Below are 15,854 nucleotides of genomic sequence, written 5' to 3'. Positions count from 1 at the left end.
CCGCTCAGGTCTCCTTCTTGCCGCTGAAATGCACGCCCAGCATTTCGGCGGCGGTGTCGAGCACCTTCGGATCCACGGGCGGCGGCGCTATGTCGACACCCTCGCGGAGCGCCGCCGTGATGGTCTCCAGCGACGTGATGCGGGCGTGCCACTTGCTGTTGGCGGCGATCGGATGCCAGGGTGCCGCCACGGTCGAGGTCTTGTCGAACATGTCCTCGGCCGCCTCGATGTAGTCGTCCCAGCGTGCCCGGTTGCGCAGATCCTCCTCGGTCAGCTTCCACCGCTTGTACGGGTTGGTCAGGCGCTCCCGGAAACGGTCGAGCTGTTCCTCCTGGGTTATGTGGAAGAACAGCTTGACGATCCGGACGCCGTCATCCAGCAGCAGGCGCTCGAACTCGTTGATCTCGTCATAGGCGCGCTTCCACTCCTTCGGCTTGGCGAACTCCTGGACCCGCTCCACCAGCACCCTGCCGTACCAGGAGCGGTCGAAGATCGCGACGGTGCCGGGACCGGGCAGCCGCTGCCAGAAGCGCCAAAGATAATGCTGGCCGCGCTCCTCCGGGTTGGGGGCGCTGATCGGCCAGACATGGAAGCCCCGGGGGTCCAGCGGTTCGGTGATCCTGCGGATGGCACCACCCTTGCCGGCGGCGTCCCAACCCTCGAACACCAGTACCGCGCGCCGCTTCTCGTGCCAGTAGGTTTGCTGGATGTGCAGCAGTTCCGTCTGGAGCGTGTCCAGCCGCTTCTCGTAATCCTGCTTGTCGGTGAACCGCTCGCCATCCTGGTCCAGCTTGTCCAGGCGGATCTTGGTCTTGTCGAGCTTGATCTCGGTGCGGGCCATCGGAGTCGTCCCGGTCGTTGAAGGGTATCTCGCACTCAACGCGTGGAACCTAAGTTCAGTCGCATTGGTTTATTCGGCAACTGGCGGGCAGGGCAGGCGGCCAGACGAATCGGCTTGGAGCCACCCGCAAATATCCGCGAAAGCTCAACGTTGCGAGGATGGACTAGTGACTCTCGGACCACGCATCTACAACCTTTTTCCACTGCTGGTCGGCTCAGTCCATGATTGGTCGGGGCATCTGGCGCGGATCGCCGGCATGCAATTCGACTGGGTCTTTCTGAATCCCATTCATTATCCGGGTTTCTCCGGCAGCCTCTATGCCGTCAAGGATCCTTACCGGCTGCACGACATGTTCCAGGGCGGTGCCACGGAAAGCGCCGACGACCTGATCCGGGGCTTCTGCCGCGATGCCGCCGACAAGAACCTGCGCGTCATGCTGGATCTGGTGGTCAACCACACCGCCAAGGATGCGGTCCTGGCGGAACAGCACCCCGAATGGTACCGTCGTGAGGCGGACGGCAGCCTCTACAGCCCGCGCGCCGTCGATCCGGTCGACACCAGCAACGTGACGATCTGGGGCGATCTGGCCGAACTGGACTACGAGAACCCCGAAGCCCGGCAGGCGCTGGTCGACTATTGGGCCAATTACGTCCGCCATTACGTTGGTCTGGGCGTCAAGGGCTTCCGTTGCGACGCGGCGTACCAAGTGCCCGCTCCCGTCTGGCGTTCGTTGATCGACGCGGCCCATGAGGTCGATGACGAGGTCGAGTTCTACGCCGAGACGCTGGGCTGCACGGTCGAGCAGGTGGACGCGCTGGGCGACGCCGGTTTCGACTATCTGTTCAACAGCTCCAAATGGTGGGACTTCCAGGCGCCTTGGCTGCTGGACCAGTACAACCAGTTCCGGCACATCGCCCCGTCGGTGGCCTTTCCCGAAAGCCATGACACCGACCGGATGGCCGCCGATGTCGGAAGCCAGGACAGCGAGCGGCTCGCCGCCCATCTGAAGATGCGCTACCTGTTCTCGGCCTGCTTCTCGACCGGCGTGATGATGCCGATCGGTTACGAATACGGCTTCACCCGCAAGGTGGACGTGGTCAAGACCACGCCCCAGGACTGGGAGGAACCGAAGGTCGACATCAGCCAGTTCGTGGCCGACGTCAACTCGATGCGCGCGGCCACCCCGGCCTTCAACGTGGAGGGACCGCAGTTCCGCATCACCGCCCCCCACAACCCCGTGGTCGGGCTGTGCCGCAAGGGGGCCGGCGACGTCGAGGACTGCGTCATCATCCTGATCAATCCGGACGAGAACCGGTCCCACAAGATCGACCCCGGCCCGTTGCTGGCGGAGACCGGCGGACAGTATGACGGCTTCCGGGACGTGACGCCGCAATGCTCGCCGCAGCTTTTCCGGCCGGGCGAGCCGATCACCCTGGCTCCCCTGGAGTTGCGCGTGTTCCGCGGCGACCCGGAGGCGCGGACCAGGGTCTCAAACGGCGTCAACAGCGTCGAGCGGACCGAGGCGTCGGCCAAGCTGCTGGAGACGCTGGCGGAAGACCGGATCGCGATCGAGGCGGTCTTTCCCGAGCTTGACGGCGGCCGCTTCGCCATCAAGCGCGAGGTCGGCGATGTCCTGCAGGTCTGGGCCGACGTCTTCACCGACGGTCACGAGAAGATCAACGCTTGTCTGAGGTACCGCATCCAAGGGGAGGACTTTTGGCGCGAGGAGCCGCTGACCTTCTTCGACAACGACCGTTGGACCGGCACCATTCCGCTGACCCAGAATGGCCGATATTGGTACACGATCGAAGCGTGGCGCGACCTGTTCGAGACGTGGCGGAGCGACTTCATCAAGAAGCGCGACGCCGGTCAGGTCATGACTCTGGAGCTGATCGAGGGCCGCGAGCTGGTCGAGCGCGCCACCGCCAAGGCGACCGGCGCCGACAAGGAGGTGATGGATCGCACGCTGAACCGCTTGGCCCACGGCGGCGCAGACGGCGGACCGGCGGACGACGATCTGGCGACCACACTGATGCTGTCCGATGACCTGCACATCGCCATGCGCCGGTCGGGCGAGCGGACCAACCGGTCACGCTACAAGACCGTGCTGGAATGCTTCGTCGATCGGACCGCCGCCCGCTACGCCGCGTGGTACGAGCTGTTTCCCCGCTCCATGAGCGACGATCCGAACCGTCATGGCACCTTCGACGACGTCATCGCCAAGCTGCCCTATGTCCGCGACATGGGCTTCGACGTCCTGTACTTCCCGCCGATCCATCCGATCGGGCGCACATTCCGCAAGGGCAAGAACAACACGCTGGACGCCGGCGAGGATGATGTCGGAAGCCCCTACGCCATCGGCTCGCCGGAGGGCGGCCACGACGCGCTTCACCGCGAGCTGGGCAGCTTCGAGGATTTCGAGCGCCTGATCCAGGCGGCGCGCCAGCACGATCTGGAGATCGCCATCGACTTCGCGATCCAATGCTCGCCCGATCATCCCTGGATCAAGGAACATCCGGACTGGTTCGACTGGCGGCCGGACGGCACCATCAAATATGCCGAGAATCCGCCCAAGAAGTACCAGGACATCGTCAACGTCCATTTCTACCGGGGAGCCTTGCCCGGCATCTGGTACGCGTTCCGCGACATCGTCCTGTTCTGGGCGGAGAAGGGCGTCAGGATCTTCCGGGTCGACAATCCCCACACCAAGCCGCTGCCGTTCTGGGAATGGATGATCCGCGAGGTCCAGGACCGCTATCCCGACTCGCTCTTCCTCGCTGAGGCCTTCACCAAGCCCAAGATGATGAAGCGTTTGGCGAAAGTCGGTTTCACACAAAGCTACTCGTACTTCACTTGGCGCGACTTGAAGCCGGAGATCACCGATTATCTGGTCGAACTGACCTCGCTGGAACCCAAGCAGTACATGCGGGCGAACTTCTTCGCCAATACGCCGGACATCAACCCGCCGATCCTCCAGACCGGCGGCCCCCCGGCCTTCAAGATGCGCGCCGTCCTTGCGGCGACGCTGTCGAGCGTCTACGGCTTGTACAGCGGGTACGAGCTGTGCGAGGGCGCTCCCGTTCCGGGCAAGGAGGAATACCTCAACTCGGAGAAGTACGAGATCAAGGCGTGGGATTGGGACCGGCCGAACAATATCCGGGCCTACCTGACGCGGCTGAACAAGATCCGAAAGGAAAATCCGGCGCTGCACGAATACGAGAACCTGCGATTCTACAACGCCTTCGATGACAACATCCTGTATTACGGCAAGATGACGCCGACCAAGGACAATTTCATCCTTGTCGCCGCCAATCTCGACCCGCACGCCGCCCATGGAGCCACGATCGAGGTTCCGTTGTGGGAGTTGGGTTTGCCCGACAGCGCCCATGTCGAGGTCGAGGATCTGTTCACTGGTGGCCGATTCTTCTGGTATGGCAAGTTCCAGCAGATCCATCTGGACCCGTTCCAGAACCCCTGCGGCATCTGGCGGATCATTCCACCCGGTATGGCGGAGCGATCCTGACCACCTGAAATCGTGGAGCGATCCTGAGCTGCAAGGTTCGGCGGTACCGTCGCGAGGTTCGATGCGACGGTATCGCATGCGGCGGTTTGTCCTATGTCGGATTGGTGAGGTAAATAATCCAAAAGTAATTTATTAAAGCCCCACGGTTAGAATCTTTCCAACGGAACGCGCGCGGTGTTTCGGTTCGGCCGCATGGGGGTTGGTGATGTTTGATCGTGTGAGACTGAGAGGGCGGCTTCTCGCGATGGTGTCATTGGCCTCGGCCGGCATGATCGTCATCGGCGTCCTCGCCCTCGTCAGCCTGCGGTCGGAACTGCTGAACGACCGCGCCCTCAAGGCGCGCGATCTGGTCGACGCGGCCGCCAACATCGCGCTGACCCATGCCGACCTCGCCGCCAAGGGTGTCATGGCCCCCGACGCAGCCAAACGCGCCGCCGTCGAGTCGATCGCGATGCTCCGGTACGAGGGCGCCAATTATTTCTGGATCAACGATCTCGACGGCATTCTGATCGGCCATCCCACGTTGCCGGACCGGATCGGCCGCGACGTGCGCGACATGAAGGACGCCGACGGCATGGCGATGTTCGACGCCTTCATCAAGGTGGCGCGGGAGACCGGAGCTGGCTTCGTCGAATACCGCTGGATGAAGCCAGGAGAATCCGAGCCATCGCCCAAGATCTCCTATGTCAAGCGCATCCCCGGTTGGGACTGGGTCGTCGGAACCGGGATCTACGTCGACGATGTCGAGCGGGTTTTCCGCCAGAAGGCGCTGGTCCATGGCGCCATCTTCGCCGTGGTGTTGGCGGCGGTGCTGGCCGCGGCGTTGCTGGTCACCCGCTCCGTCGTCCGCCCCCTGGGCGAACTGCGGCTGGTGATGACGCGGATGTCCGAGGGGGCGATCGACCTGCCGGTTCCGGCCCTGAAGCGGTTGGACGAGATCGGGGACATGGCTCGCACCGTCGCGGTCTTCCAGGATGGCTTGATCCACGCCCGCATGCTGACCCAGGAGCAGGAGGGCGAACGGATCGTCAAGGAAAACAAGCAAAAACAGCTGGAAGCCTTCATCCGCGAGTTCGAAATGACCATCGTCAGCGTCCTGGACGGCTTGGCGGCCGCCGATCAGGCGATGCGCGCCAACGCGCGCCGCATGGCCGACAGCGTCATCGAGACGCGGCGGCAGGTCGCGACGGCGGCCGGCTCGTCCGAGGAGGCCATGGGCAACGTCCAGACCGTGGCCGCGGCGGCCGAGGAACTGAGCGCTTCCATCCACGAGATCTCGCGGCAGGCGACCCAGGCGTCCGCCATGGCGAACAAGGCGGTCGGCGAGACCGCCGTCACCAGCGAGGCCATCCGGGTGCTGGAGGAGAAGGTCGGCGGGATCGGCACCTTCGTCCAACTGATCGCCGACATCGCCAACCAGACAAACCTGCTCGCGTTGAACGCCACGATCGAGGCGGCGCGGGCGGGAGACGCCGGCAAGGGGTTCGCCATCGTCGCGTCCGAGGTCAAGCTTCTGGCGACCCAAACGGCCAAGGCGACCGACGAGATCACCCGGCAGATCATCGAGATCCAGAACAGCACCCACTCGTCGGTCGAGGCGATCGGGGCGATCGTCCAGATCAACCGGGACATGAGCGGCGTCGCCACCGCCATATCGACGGCGGTCGAGCAACAATACGCCGCCACGTCCGAGATCGCCCGCAACGCGGAGCAGGGTGCCTTGGGCACCTCCAATGTCAGTGGCGCCATCGGACTGGTCGAGCGGGCGGCCGTCGAATCGACCAGGGCCACCGAGGAACTTGACCTGACCGCCGCCGCCTTGGGCGAGCAGGCCGACATCCTTAAGTCGAAGGTCGATGATTTCCTGAAGCGGGTGCGGTTCGACGGTTCGGCCAGCGCGCCGCTGGTCGAGTGGGGCGTCGACCTGGAGTTCGGCATTCCCCGGATCGACGCGGAGCACCGCAAGCTCCTCGAACTCGCCAACCGCGTCTATTTCAGCGTCAAGGGCGGTGAGGATCCCAAGCTGCTGTCACGCGCATTCGACGAGCTCCGCGCCTACGCGTCGAAGCACTTCGCGGACGAGGAGGGTTTCATGACCAAGATCGGCTTTCCCGAGGCCGAAGAGCACCGCGACCAGCATCGGATGTTCATCAGCCGATTGGATGCCTTGGCCGAGGACTACCGGCAAGGTGCCGCGATCCGGGGTGTCGACGTGGTGGGGCTGCTGGGCGGATGGTGGCAGACACATATCAAGGGCTTCGACGGCGCGGTCGCCCGCTACGCGGCCGCGCGGCGCTCGCCCATCCGCGAGGCGGCCTGAGAGGCTACCTCCGGTGCCTACCCTCGAACGGCCATGACCCTTCGCCCGTGATGGCGATCACAGCGCATTGATCCAAAGGTCACCATCGCGGTATGCAATCGGAACGAATCCCGATAGAGTGGGACGAACTCATAAAGAATCGGCCAGTCCGAGGAGCGCGCGGTGGATATTCTGGAGACCATCAGAGAGTATGGTAACTATTACTATGCCATTGTTTTCGCATGGACATTTTTAGAAGGCGAGACGTTCGTCATATTCTCCGGAGTGGCGGCGCGCGAGGGGATCCTCGATCTGCCGACACTGATCTGCTTCGCGTGGCTGGGTAGCTTCCTGGGTGACCAACTCTACTTTCTGATCGGCCGGCGGTATGGAGCCCGGCTGTTGCTGCGTTTTCCCCGCTGGAAACCCGGAGTCGATCACGCGCTCAGTCTGCTGAAGCGCTATAGCACCGGGTTCGTGCTGAGTTTCCGGTTCATCTACGGGGTCCGCAACTTCAGTTCCTTCGCCATGGGCATGAGTGGCTTGCCGTGGTCGCGCTTCGCCATGCTGAACTTCATCGCCGCCGGTGTCTGGGCGGTCTGCTTCGCCGGCGCCGGCTATCTGGCCGGCATGGCCTTGCAGCATATCCTGGGCGATCTGGCGACCGGTTTCGGCCTTCTGATGCTGGCGGCCTTCCTGATCGCGATCCTCGTCCTGTTCAAGATGTCGCGCCGCCGCCCGGCCCCTCCGCCCGAACCGGTGGTCACCAGCCGGAACGTGCCCGCCCAGGCGGAGTGAGGACGGCGGCCCGAACTTCAGGGACCTCTAGTCGTCCACGCGGATCATCGCGTTGAAGGCGATAGAAATGCGCTCGGCCGGACCGTGATAGGGGTGGACGTAATGGTTCAGCCAGCCGGGGAAGAGCACCATCAGGCCATTTTCCGGCTTGATGGTCAGACTGGGGAGCATCGAGAACTTGGGATGGTGGAAGGCGGTCGGAAAGCTGCGGGGATCGACGAACTCGATGCAGCCGTTTTCCGGCCAATCGCCCTCCATCTGGGCGGTGTCGATGTAGTAGACGCCGCTCCAATGTGATTTGGAGTGGTTGTGAAGCTTGGTGTAGCCGCCGTTCGGAATGATGTTTCCCCACATCTCGCCGCTGACGCTGCACTTCGCCGGATCCAGCGCCTGTCCGAAATAGGTCTGGGTCACGGCGATCACGGCCTTGCCGACCTGGGCCTTCAGGCGGTTGAGCGCTGGATGTTCCCGCTGGAACAAGTCCTTCTCACCCTGCCAGCCGCGAACGGCCGACATGTGGTGGTCCGGATTGGTCGCGCGTTCCTTCTGGAGGATGTCCGCCAATTCGACGTTCATCGCCTCGTGGTCGCGGATACGCGCCTTGAACAGCGGCGTTCCGAAACAATACATCACCGCTTCGTTCAGTTTTATCGACTGCATGTGGATACCTTTCGGATTCCAGGCCGGATTTCCAGGGAGCCAAGCCAGATTTCAGGAAGATGGTCCGAACTCTGGCCGCTTCCCCGACACCGTTCGCCGGTGTCGACGTTGATTGGCGAATACATGGTTAGCACAACAAGCGGCGAGGCGGGAATCGCCTACGGCGCGGGATGGACGGCTGGCTGCGTTGCCGCATGTCTCCGTTGCGCGCGCGGCGTCGCGGCCCTATGGTGCCGCCTAATCTTCAGGTTTTTGGCGCAGGCATGACCGAGCTCAAGAATATTCGTAACTTCGCCATCATCGCCCACATCGATCACGGCAAGTCCACGCTGGCCGACCGGATGATCCAGATGTGCGGCGGCCTGGACGCGCGCGAGATGCGCGAGCAGGTCCTGGACAGCATGGATATCGAGCGGGAACGCGGGATCACCATCAAGGCCCAGACCGTCCGCCTGCTCTACACCGCCAAGGATGGCGAGCAGTACCAGATGAACCTGATGGACACCCCTGGCCATGTCGACTTCGCGTACGAGGTCAGCCGGTCGCTGGCAGCGTGCGAGGGGTCGATCCTGGTGGTCGACGCCAGCCAGGGAGTCGAGGCGCAGACGCTCGCCAACGTCTATCAGGCGTTGGACAACAACCACGAGATCATCCCCGTCCTCAACAAGATCGACCTGCCCGCCGCCGAGCCGGACCGGGTCAAGGAGCAGATCGAGGACGTGATCGGCCTGGACGCGTCGGACGCCGTGATGATCTCGGCCAAGACCGGCCTCGGGATTCCCGACGTGCTGGAGGCGATCGTCCAGCGGCTGCCCGCTCCCAAGGGCGACCCCGACGCCACCACCAAGGCGCTGCTGGTCGACAGCTGGTACGATCCCTACCTGGGCGTCGTAGTCCTGGTGCGCGTGGTCGACGGCCAGCTCAAGGTCGGCATGAAGATGCGGATGATGGCGAGCGGGGCCGCGCGCGAGATCGATCGCGTCGGCGTCTTCACGCCCAAGGCGCTGCTGACCGGCGTGCTGGGGCCTGGCGAGATGGGTTTCATCACCGCCGGCATCAAGGACATCACCGAGACCAAGGTCGGTGACACCATCACCGACGACAAGCGGCCATCGCAGACGATGCTGCCGGGCTTCAAGCCTTCCGTCCCGGTCGTGTTCTGCGGCCTGTTCCCGACCGACGCCGCCGAGTTCGAGCACCTGCGCGACAGCCTGGGCAAGCTGGCGCTGAACGACGCCAGCTTCCATTTCGAGGCGGAGACGTCGGCGGCGCTGGGCTTCGGTTTCCGCTGCGGCTTCCTGGGCCTGCTGCACCTGGAGATCATCCAGGAGCGGCTGGAGCGGGAGTTCAACCTGGACCTGATCACGACGGCCCCGTCTGTGGTCTACAAGATCCACATGAACGACGGCTCCGTCATCGACCTGCACAATCCGGCCGACATGCCGGATCCCGTCCGGATCGTGAAGATCGAGGAGCCTTGGATCAAGGCGACGATCATGCTGCCGGACGAGTATCTCGGCAGCGTTCTCCAGCTCTGCACCGACCGGCGGGGCGAGCAGATCGAACTGACCTACGCCGGCAGCCGTGCCATGATGATCTACCGGCTGCCGCTCAACGAGGTCGTGTTCGACTTCTACGACCGCCTCAAGAGCATCAGCCGCGGCTATGCCAGCTTCGATTATCAGTGGGACGAGTACCGCGAGGGCGACCTCGTCAAGCTGTCGATCATGGTCAACGCCGAGCCGGTCGACGCGCTCAGCACCATCGTCCACCGCGCCGCCTCCGAAAAGCGCGGTCGCGCCCTGTGTGAGCGCTTGAAGGAGCTGATCCCCCGGCAGATGTTCAAGATCGCGGTGCAGGCCGCGATCGGCAGCCGCGTCATCGCCCGCGAGACCATCAGCGCGATGCGCAAGGACGTCCTCGCCAAGTGCTATGGCGGCGACATCAGCCGCAAGCGCAAGCTGCTCGACAAGCAGAAGGAGGGCAAGAAGCGGATGCGGCAGTTCGGCCAAGTCGAGATTCCGCAGAGCGCCTTCATCGCCGCCCTCAAGATGAACGACAGCTAGGACGCCGGTTCCCGACGCGGGGATGACTCCGCGTCAGGGGATCAGCAGGATGGCGCCTGTCGTGGCGCGCGCCTCGGCGGCGCGGTGGGCATCCGCGGCTTCGGAGAGTGGGAAGCTTCGGCCGATCTCGGACCGGACGTGGCCCGCCGCGATCGCCGCGAACAGGTCGGCCGAGTTCGCCCGCAACGACGCGGCATCGGCGTTGTGGGGAAACACCGAGGGGCGGGTGAGGAACAGGTTGCCCTTCTTGTTGAGCAGTTCGGGCTCGATCGCGGGTGCCGGGCCCGATGCGGCGCCATAGATCACGACCAGCCCGAAGGGCGCCGCCAGATCGAGCGACGTGAGGAAGGTGTCGCGCCCTACCGAGTCATAGACGACGGTGGCTTTCCTACCGCCGGTCTCCCGCAGCAGCGTTTCCGCCCAGTTTGGTTGCTTGTAGTCGATCGCCACGTCACAGCCTGCGGCGCGCGCCACCTCGCATTTCTCCACCGACCCCGCCGTGCCGACGACATACGCTCCCAACGCCTTGGCCCACCGGCACAGGATCTGTCCGACGCCGCCGGCGGCCGCGTGGACCAGCACCATGTCGCCCGGTTTGACGGCGTGCGTCTTCTTCAGCAGGTACTGCGCGGTCAGGCCCTTGAACAGCAGGGAGGCGGCCTGTTCGTCGGTGATCTCTCCGGGGATCGGCACCAGCTTCGCTGCTTCGACATTGCGGAGGCTGGCGTAGGCGCCCAGGCCGGCGTTCATGTACGCTACCCTGTCGCCCACGGCGATGCCCTCGACATCCGGTCCGACCGCCTCGACGACGCCGGCCGCCTCGTGCCCAAGGCCGGAGGGCAGGGGGAGCGGATAGGTGCCGCTCCGCTGGTAGACGTCGATGTAGTTGAAGCCGACGGCGGTCTGCCGCACCAGCGCCTCGGCCGGACCCGGCTCCGGGATATCCATCGTCTCCAGCCGCATCACGTCGGGCGATCCGAACGCGTGGATGCGGATCGCTTGGGAGGTGGTCATCGGGTCGCTCCAGGTGATTGGGCTTGAACGCCGGGGCGCCAGGGTCGCTGGCACGCGACGCGGGCATGGCGGGCGTCGTGGTGACGCGGATTGATCAGGATGTTGTGGCTCTCCGGGACGATGGAGGAGGGCACCCGGAGCAGGGCCGATCGGCCCTCGGACAGCCAACGGTCGCCAAAGGCGCGGCGTTCCGTTGGGCTGTCCAACTCCGTCGCGTCCTCGAAGGCCAGATAGTTGGTGTCGATCCCCAGCAGGACGTAATCATCTGGGATCAGATCGAAGTCCAGGTCCAGGTTGGCCCGCATCTCCAGGGCGGCAAGCGCCGCGTCCATCGCGGCATAGACCACCGGTGTCCTGGGGGACGTCCAGCGTCCGCCGAGCAAATCGGCGCCGGCACCGGAAAGGTCGGCGAAGGGCAGGCGGGTCAGGCGCCAGACGCGCATCAGGCCGCCATGCCGTGGGCGATCCGGCACAATAGGTGCTCGACCACGCGGGCGCCCTCCTCGGTGTCGAGCAGGTCGAGTGGAACCTCGCCCTCCAGCGCCGCGCTGGGGCGGTGAAGCCACGTCAGGGCCTTGTCCGGTGACCGGAAGGTTTCCATCGCGTCCGCGATCACCCGCGCTACCCGGATGACGCGGCCGGACTGGTCGGGCGTGAGGCACCCCTTGCGCCGGCGTTCCATCAACTGTTTGGGGGACGCGATGATGCGATCGACCTCGGCTTGGCTGATCACCCCAAGGTCAAGCAGGTGGTCGACGACATCCACCGGCAGGCCGCCGCGGATCAGCCGCGCGATGTCCAACTCGCTCGCCAGTCCGCGGCCGATGGTCTTCTCACCCCCGACTAAGGCTATCACCTGATCGGCGTTGGTCATTCCCTCAACCTCTTGGCGCGACGCCTCGGAAGCTTAAGGTTAAATCGCGCGCCCTTCAAGAGGTCCGCTGTTAGCGCCGGGTGGCATCAAGCCGGGGCCGACACCACCCTGAAATAGGCTCGATCGCTGGCCGCACCGCCATTGTTCAGCCTTGCCGCGATGTCCTTGCCGACGATGTCGCCGGCGGATGCGCTCGGCAGTTCCATGATCGTGTGGTTGATGATACCCCGCTCGCCGGATGAGCCGACGATCAGGAAGACGGGCTGGCAATTTTCGTTCATGTCTTTGCGCATGGCATTTCCTCCGCTTTGAAATACCAGCTTAATGCAAGTTTATGACGTTTTGCATTTTACCGATCGGTTTACCGCCGTGCGGCATCCTGTCGCCCGAATTCCATTACAAGTTAGGGGTATCCCTCGGGGCCGCCCAGAACCGGTCACGCGGCCGGTCACAAGGGGCAACGCTCCGCCAGCAGGTCGTTCCAGTCGTACCGCACCATGTTCGCCGGGACCTCACCGGGAGGTCCGATCCGCGGACCCCCCAGGTATGTCACGCCGGCCGCTGCGGCGGTTTCAGCCTGCGCGGTGGTTTTGATCCCGGTCAGGGCGACGCGGACGCCGCCGCGCTCCAGCATCCTGCACACCCTGTCCAACTCGCCGGGGATGCCGCCGGAGAGATCGAAGCCGACGCCGTGGATGCCGCATTCCTTCGCATGGATGATGCCATGGGCACGCGGGTCGGCCGCCAGCAGCACCGACCGGCAGAATGGGCGCAGCATGCCGGCCATTTCCAGCAGCCGCACCCGGGAGATGTCATCCGGCACCCCATACATCTCCAGGACCAGGAAGCGCCTCAACTGGTCGCTGGTCTTTTGCAGCAGGTCCCGGATGCCGATGCGGGTCCGGCTGTTGCCCAGGCTCTCGAAATGGATCGGGGCGTTGATGAAGACGCTGAAGCGGTTGGCGAGCAGATCCGTCAGGTCGCCGAACGCCCGGCTCAAGGTCAGCCGGTCCAGCTCGGCGATCTGATCGGCTCCCGCGTCCGGGCCAAGGGTCGCGTAGCCCTCCTGGACCCGCTCGTGGAACGCGCCATGCGTCGGTCGGGTGATGGGGGTGCAGCACCAGGTCGAGATCACGGCGTGGCGCCGGTCCAGGATGGGCCGGTAGAGCCAGTCGATCCGGCTCGCCAGGGAAGGGCTCGCCAGCGAAGGGCTGCCCGCGTCGAGGCCGATCGGCTGGGCCGACGTCTCCGGTTCCAGGGATTGGGCGAACCGGGTCAGCAGACCGTTGACGGAATTCTCCTCGAAGACGACGCTGCCATCGACTTGGCCTACCGCCGTCCGGATTACGACGCCGTCCAGATCGGTGTCGCCAAGGAAGTGGCTGTAAAGGGCTTGGGCGATCACCACCGACTTCAGGCGGGCCGCGACCGGCGTCAGGCTGGAGAACGCGATCAGATAGTCGAGGGTGCCATAGCGGCAGAACACGTCGCCTGCACCGAGATGCTGGGCGATCACCTTGCTGGCCAGCAAGTGGATGTTATCCTGGAGCATCGTCCAGCGATCGCCCAGGCGGGCGCGGATCGGCTCCAGCCCGATCAGGTGGATGCGGCCGGCGGCCGCTCGGGGCTGATGCTCCAGGATATGCGCCAGTTCGATGGCGAAGCCGGCGGGCGAATGCTGGCCTGGATCTTCGGTTGCCTCACGCGCGGGCGTCACGACCGAGGGTTGCCGCCGGGGCGCGGGAGCGGGTTGTTCCTCCGCCAGGAAATCGCGGACGCCAACCTTGATCTTGTCCAACAACTCGCTTGTGCCCATGTCGCCAACTCTTCAGTGCATGGAACCGGTGCTCCCTGACGGAGTGGTCCCTGATCCGAAGATGTGACAATTCGACGCAAAATGTTAGTATGCTGACGTATATACGGGGAGATGCCACAGGTCAGGTGGTCTCGTCACCCTCCCGGTCGAGTTGGGCGCGCAGGGCCGGACGATAGTCCGGATATTTCAGCGTGACTCCCAGCTCCGATTTGATCCGATCGTTGCGGACCTTTTTATTGTCGGCGTAGAAGCTCGCCGCCATCGGCGACAGTTCAGCCTGATCGAACGGCACCAGCGGCGGCGGCTGGACGCCCAGCAGCTCGCAGGCGAAAGCCGTGACCTCGTGGCCGGCGGCGGGGTTGTCGTCGCACAGGTTGTAGGCGGCTCCGGGATTGGGGCGGTCGATCGAGGCCCTCAGCACGCGGGCGATATCCTCGACATGGATGCGGCTGAAGACTTGCCCTGGCTTGTCGATCCGGCGGGCCGTCCCGCTTCGGACCGAGTCGATGGCGCTCCGGCCAGGCCCGTAGATGCCGGCCAGCCGGAACAGGTGGACGGGAACGCCCCGCTCCCGCCAAAGCCGAAGCCAAGCCTCCTCCGCCGCCAGACGCTGCTTCTGGCGCCTGCCGGTCGGCTCGGTCGGCGTGGTCTCATCGACCCAGGCTCCCCCGTGGTCGCCGTAGACCCCCGTGGTGGACAGGTAGCCGACCCAGCGCAGGTTCGGCATCAGGCTGGCGATGTCGGCCGCGTGATGGTCCAGCACCGGATCGCCGTCGGCATCGGGCGGCACGGCGGTGAGCAGGTGGGTGGTGCCGGCGAGTGCCGCCGTGGGATCGTGCAGGGGCCTGCCGCGGTCGAACAGGTGCGTCTCGATGCCGCGCGCCGCCAGTGCCGCCGCCTTGTCGGCTCCGCGGGTCGTCCCGGCGACGCGCCAGCCTTCGGGCTGGACCAGATCGATGAAGGCCAGCGGGCTGAAACCGAGGCCGAAGCAGAAGAGCCGGGGCGTTGGCGGTGGCTGCATGATGGTTGGCCTTGCGCTTGGAAACTCCAGGCCCGAACTTAGGAGCCACCATGACCAGATACAACGCTCCCATGACCAGCCCGCCCGCCCTGTTTCGCTTGGCCCTGTCCCGCCCAGCCATCTTCCGCGGGGCGGTCAGCGCGTTAGCGCTCGCCACGCTTGTCGCGGCACTTCCCGCCAGCGCCGCGGAGCGCAAGCCCGCTCCCCACGCGGCGCCGGACCGAGAGGCGGTCGAACGCGCGCGGCAAGCCGCATCCTGTCTCCAGATGGCGGAGAAGACCCCCAAGGCCGCGTTCGAAAGCGCCCTGACGTGGCAGGATCGGGGCGGCGGTGACATGGCGCGCTTGTGCCAAGCGATGGCGCTATTCCACCAGGGCCAGTTCCAGGCCTCGGCCACGCGGCTGGAGGACCTCGTGCCGACCCTCGGCAAGGACACGCCGGAAGGCGCGTCGAGCCTGCTGGCGCGCGCCGGCTGGGCATGGCTTCGGGCTGGCGACAGCGACAAGGCGGAGAAAGCCTATACGGCCGCGATCGACCGGAGCCCGCGCGATCCGGAGCTGCTGGTCGACCGCGCCTTCGCGCGGGCCGAGTCGGAACGCTACTGGGACGCCATCGAGGACTTGAACCGGGCGATCGGCATGGCGCCGAAACGCGCCGAGCCCTACCTGTACCGGGCGGGCGCCTTCCGCGCCTTGGGCAACGACAGCAAGGCGCTGGAGGATGTCGGCGTCGCCCTGGCCCTGGAGCCCGGCAACCCGGAAGCGCTGCTGCTGCGCGGCAACCTGCGGGCGGTCACCGGCAACCCCGACGGCGCCAAGTCCGACTGGCGCAGCGTCATGCGGATCGATCCCGACACCACCAGCGCCAAGGCCGCCTCCGACAACTTGGCGCGGCTTCAGGGCGCCGAAGCGGAGGGCAAGCCGCCGGCGAAATGACGCGTCC

General features: G+C 65.1%; 13 protein-coding genes. 5 read left to right on the top strand and 8 right to left on the bottom strand.

Annotated elements, in window-relative coordinates; genetic code table 11:
- Positions 1 to 4: 4 nt before the first annotated feature.
- Positions 5 to 841, bottom strand: coding sequence for a polyphosphate kinase 2 family protein (locus tag N825_RS13445; protein ID WP_037452315.1), 837 nt, complete (start codon positions 839 to 841; stop codon positions 5 to 7).
- A gap of 166 nt (positions 842 to 1,007) precedes the next feature.
- Here N825_RS13445 and N825_RS13440 point away from each other — a divergent pair, with 166 nt between their 5' ends.
- From N825_RS13440 to N825_RS13430, 3 genes are all read left to right on the top strand, one after another.
- Entirely contained in the window at positions 1,008 to 4,364 is a 3,357-nt protein-coding gene (locus tag N825_RS13440) for a maltotransferase domain-containing protein (RefSeq protein WP_037452313.1), read from the top strand.
- Between the two features lie 244 nt (positions 4,365 to 4,608).
- Entirely contained in the window at positions 4,609 to 6,684 is a 2,076-nt protein-coding gene (locus tag N825_RS13435; protein ID WP_051512296.1) for a bacteriohemerythrin, read from the top strand.
- Positions 6,685 to 6,846: 162 nt separating this feature from the next.
- The gene (locus N825_RS13430) at positions 6,847 to 7,461 is read left to right on the top strand and encodes a DedA family protein (protein WP_063833768.1); all 615 of its coding nucleotides are present in this window, start codon (positions 6,847 to 6,849) and stop codon (positions 7,459 to 7,461) included.
- A 27-nt stretch (positions 7,462 to 7,488) separates the two neighbouring features.
- On the opposite strand, the gene N825_RS36495 is transcribed toward N825_RS13430, so the two are convergent.
- Positions 7,489 to 8,121 (bottom strand): TIGR02466 family protein, encoded by a 633-nt coding sequence (locus tag N825_RS36495; protein ID WP_051512293.1) that lies wholly within the window; start codon positions 8,119 to 8,121, stop codon positions 7,489 to 7,491.
- Between the two features lie 263 nt (positions 8,122 to 8,384).
- Here N825_RS36495 and lepA point away from each other — a divergent pair, with 263 nt between their 5' ends.
- Positions 8,385 to 10,187: a translation elongation factor 4 gene (gene lepA, locus N825_RS13420; RefSeq protein WP_037452307.1), complete on the top strand. Its 1,803-nt coding sequence runs from the start codon at positions 8,385 to 8,387 to the stop codon at positions 10,185 to 10,187.
- 33 nt (positions 10,188 to 10,220) lie between these two features.
- On the opposite strand, the gene N825_RS13415 is transcribed toward lepA, so the two are convergent.
- The 6 genes from N825_RS13415 to N825_RS13390 form a co-directional block, all read right to left on the bottom strand.
- Positions 10,221 to 11,201 (bottom strand): quinone oxidoreductase family protein, encoded by a 981-nt coding sequence (locus tag N825_RS13415; protein WP_037452303.1) that lies wholly within the window; start codon positions 11,199 to 11,201, stop codon positions 10,221 to 10,223.
- Positions 11,198 to 11,644, bottom strand: coding sequence for an RES family NAD+ phosphorylase (locus N825_RS13410; RefSeq protein WP_037452300.1), 447 nt, complete (start codon positions 11,642 to 11,644; stop codon positions 11,198 to 11,200). Before N825_RS13410 ends, N825_RS13415 begins: the two co-directional genes overlap by 4 nt.
- Entirely contained in the window at positions 11,644 to 12,075 is a 432-nt protein-coding gene (gene parS / locus N825_RS13405) for a type II RES/Xre toxin-antitoxin system antitoxin (protein ID WP_037452297.1), read from the bottom strand. The genes N825_RS13410 and parS overlap by 1 nt, the downstream gene beginning before the upstream one ends.
- Before the next feature lie 86 nt (positions 12,076 to 12,161).
- Entirely contained in the window at positions 12,162 to 12,368 is a 207-nt protein-coding gene (locus N825_RS13400) for a hypothetical protein (RefSeq protein WP_037452294.1), read from the bottom strand.
- Between the two features lie 155 nt (positions 12,369 to 12,523).
- The gene (locus tag N825_RS13395) at positions 12,524 to 13,891 is read right to left on the bottom strand and encodes a hypothetical protein (protein WP_037452291.1); all 1,368 of its coding nucleotides are present in this window, start codon (positions 13,889 to 13,891) and stop codon (positions 12,524 to 12,526) included.
- A gap of 121 nt (positions 13,892 to 14,012) precedes the next feature.
- Positions 14,013 to 14,912: an SDR family oxidoreductase gene (locus tag N825_RS13390; RefSeq protein ID WP_037452288.1), complete on the bottom strand. Its 900-nt coding sequence runs from the start codon at positions 14,910 to 14,912 to the stop codon at positions 14,013 to 14,015.
- Between the two features lie 50 nt (positions 14,913 to 14,962).
- On the opposite strand from N825_RS13390, the gene N825_RS13385 reads away from it, so the two are divergent.
- Positions 14,963 to 15,847: a tetratricopeptide repeat protein gene (locus N825_RS13385; RefSeq protein ID WP_037452285.1), complete on the top strand. Its 885-nt coding sequence runs from the start codon at positions 14,963 to 14,965 to the stop codon at positions 15,845 to 15,847.
- Positions 15,848 to 15,854 lie beyond the last annotated feature (7 nt).

It is taken from the genome of Skermanella stibiiresistens SB22 (assembly GCF_000576635.1).
Classification (GTDB): Bacteria; Pseudomonadota; Alphaproteobacteria; order Azospirillales; family Azospirillaceae; genus Skermanella; species Skermanella stibiiresistens.
The sequence above is the reverse complement of the archived record's forward strand: the minus strand, read 5'-3'. Positions and strand labels throughout refer to the sequence as shown.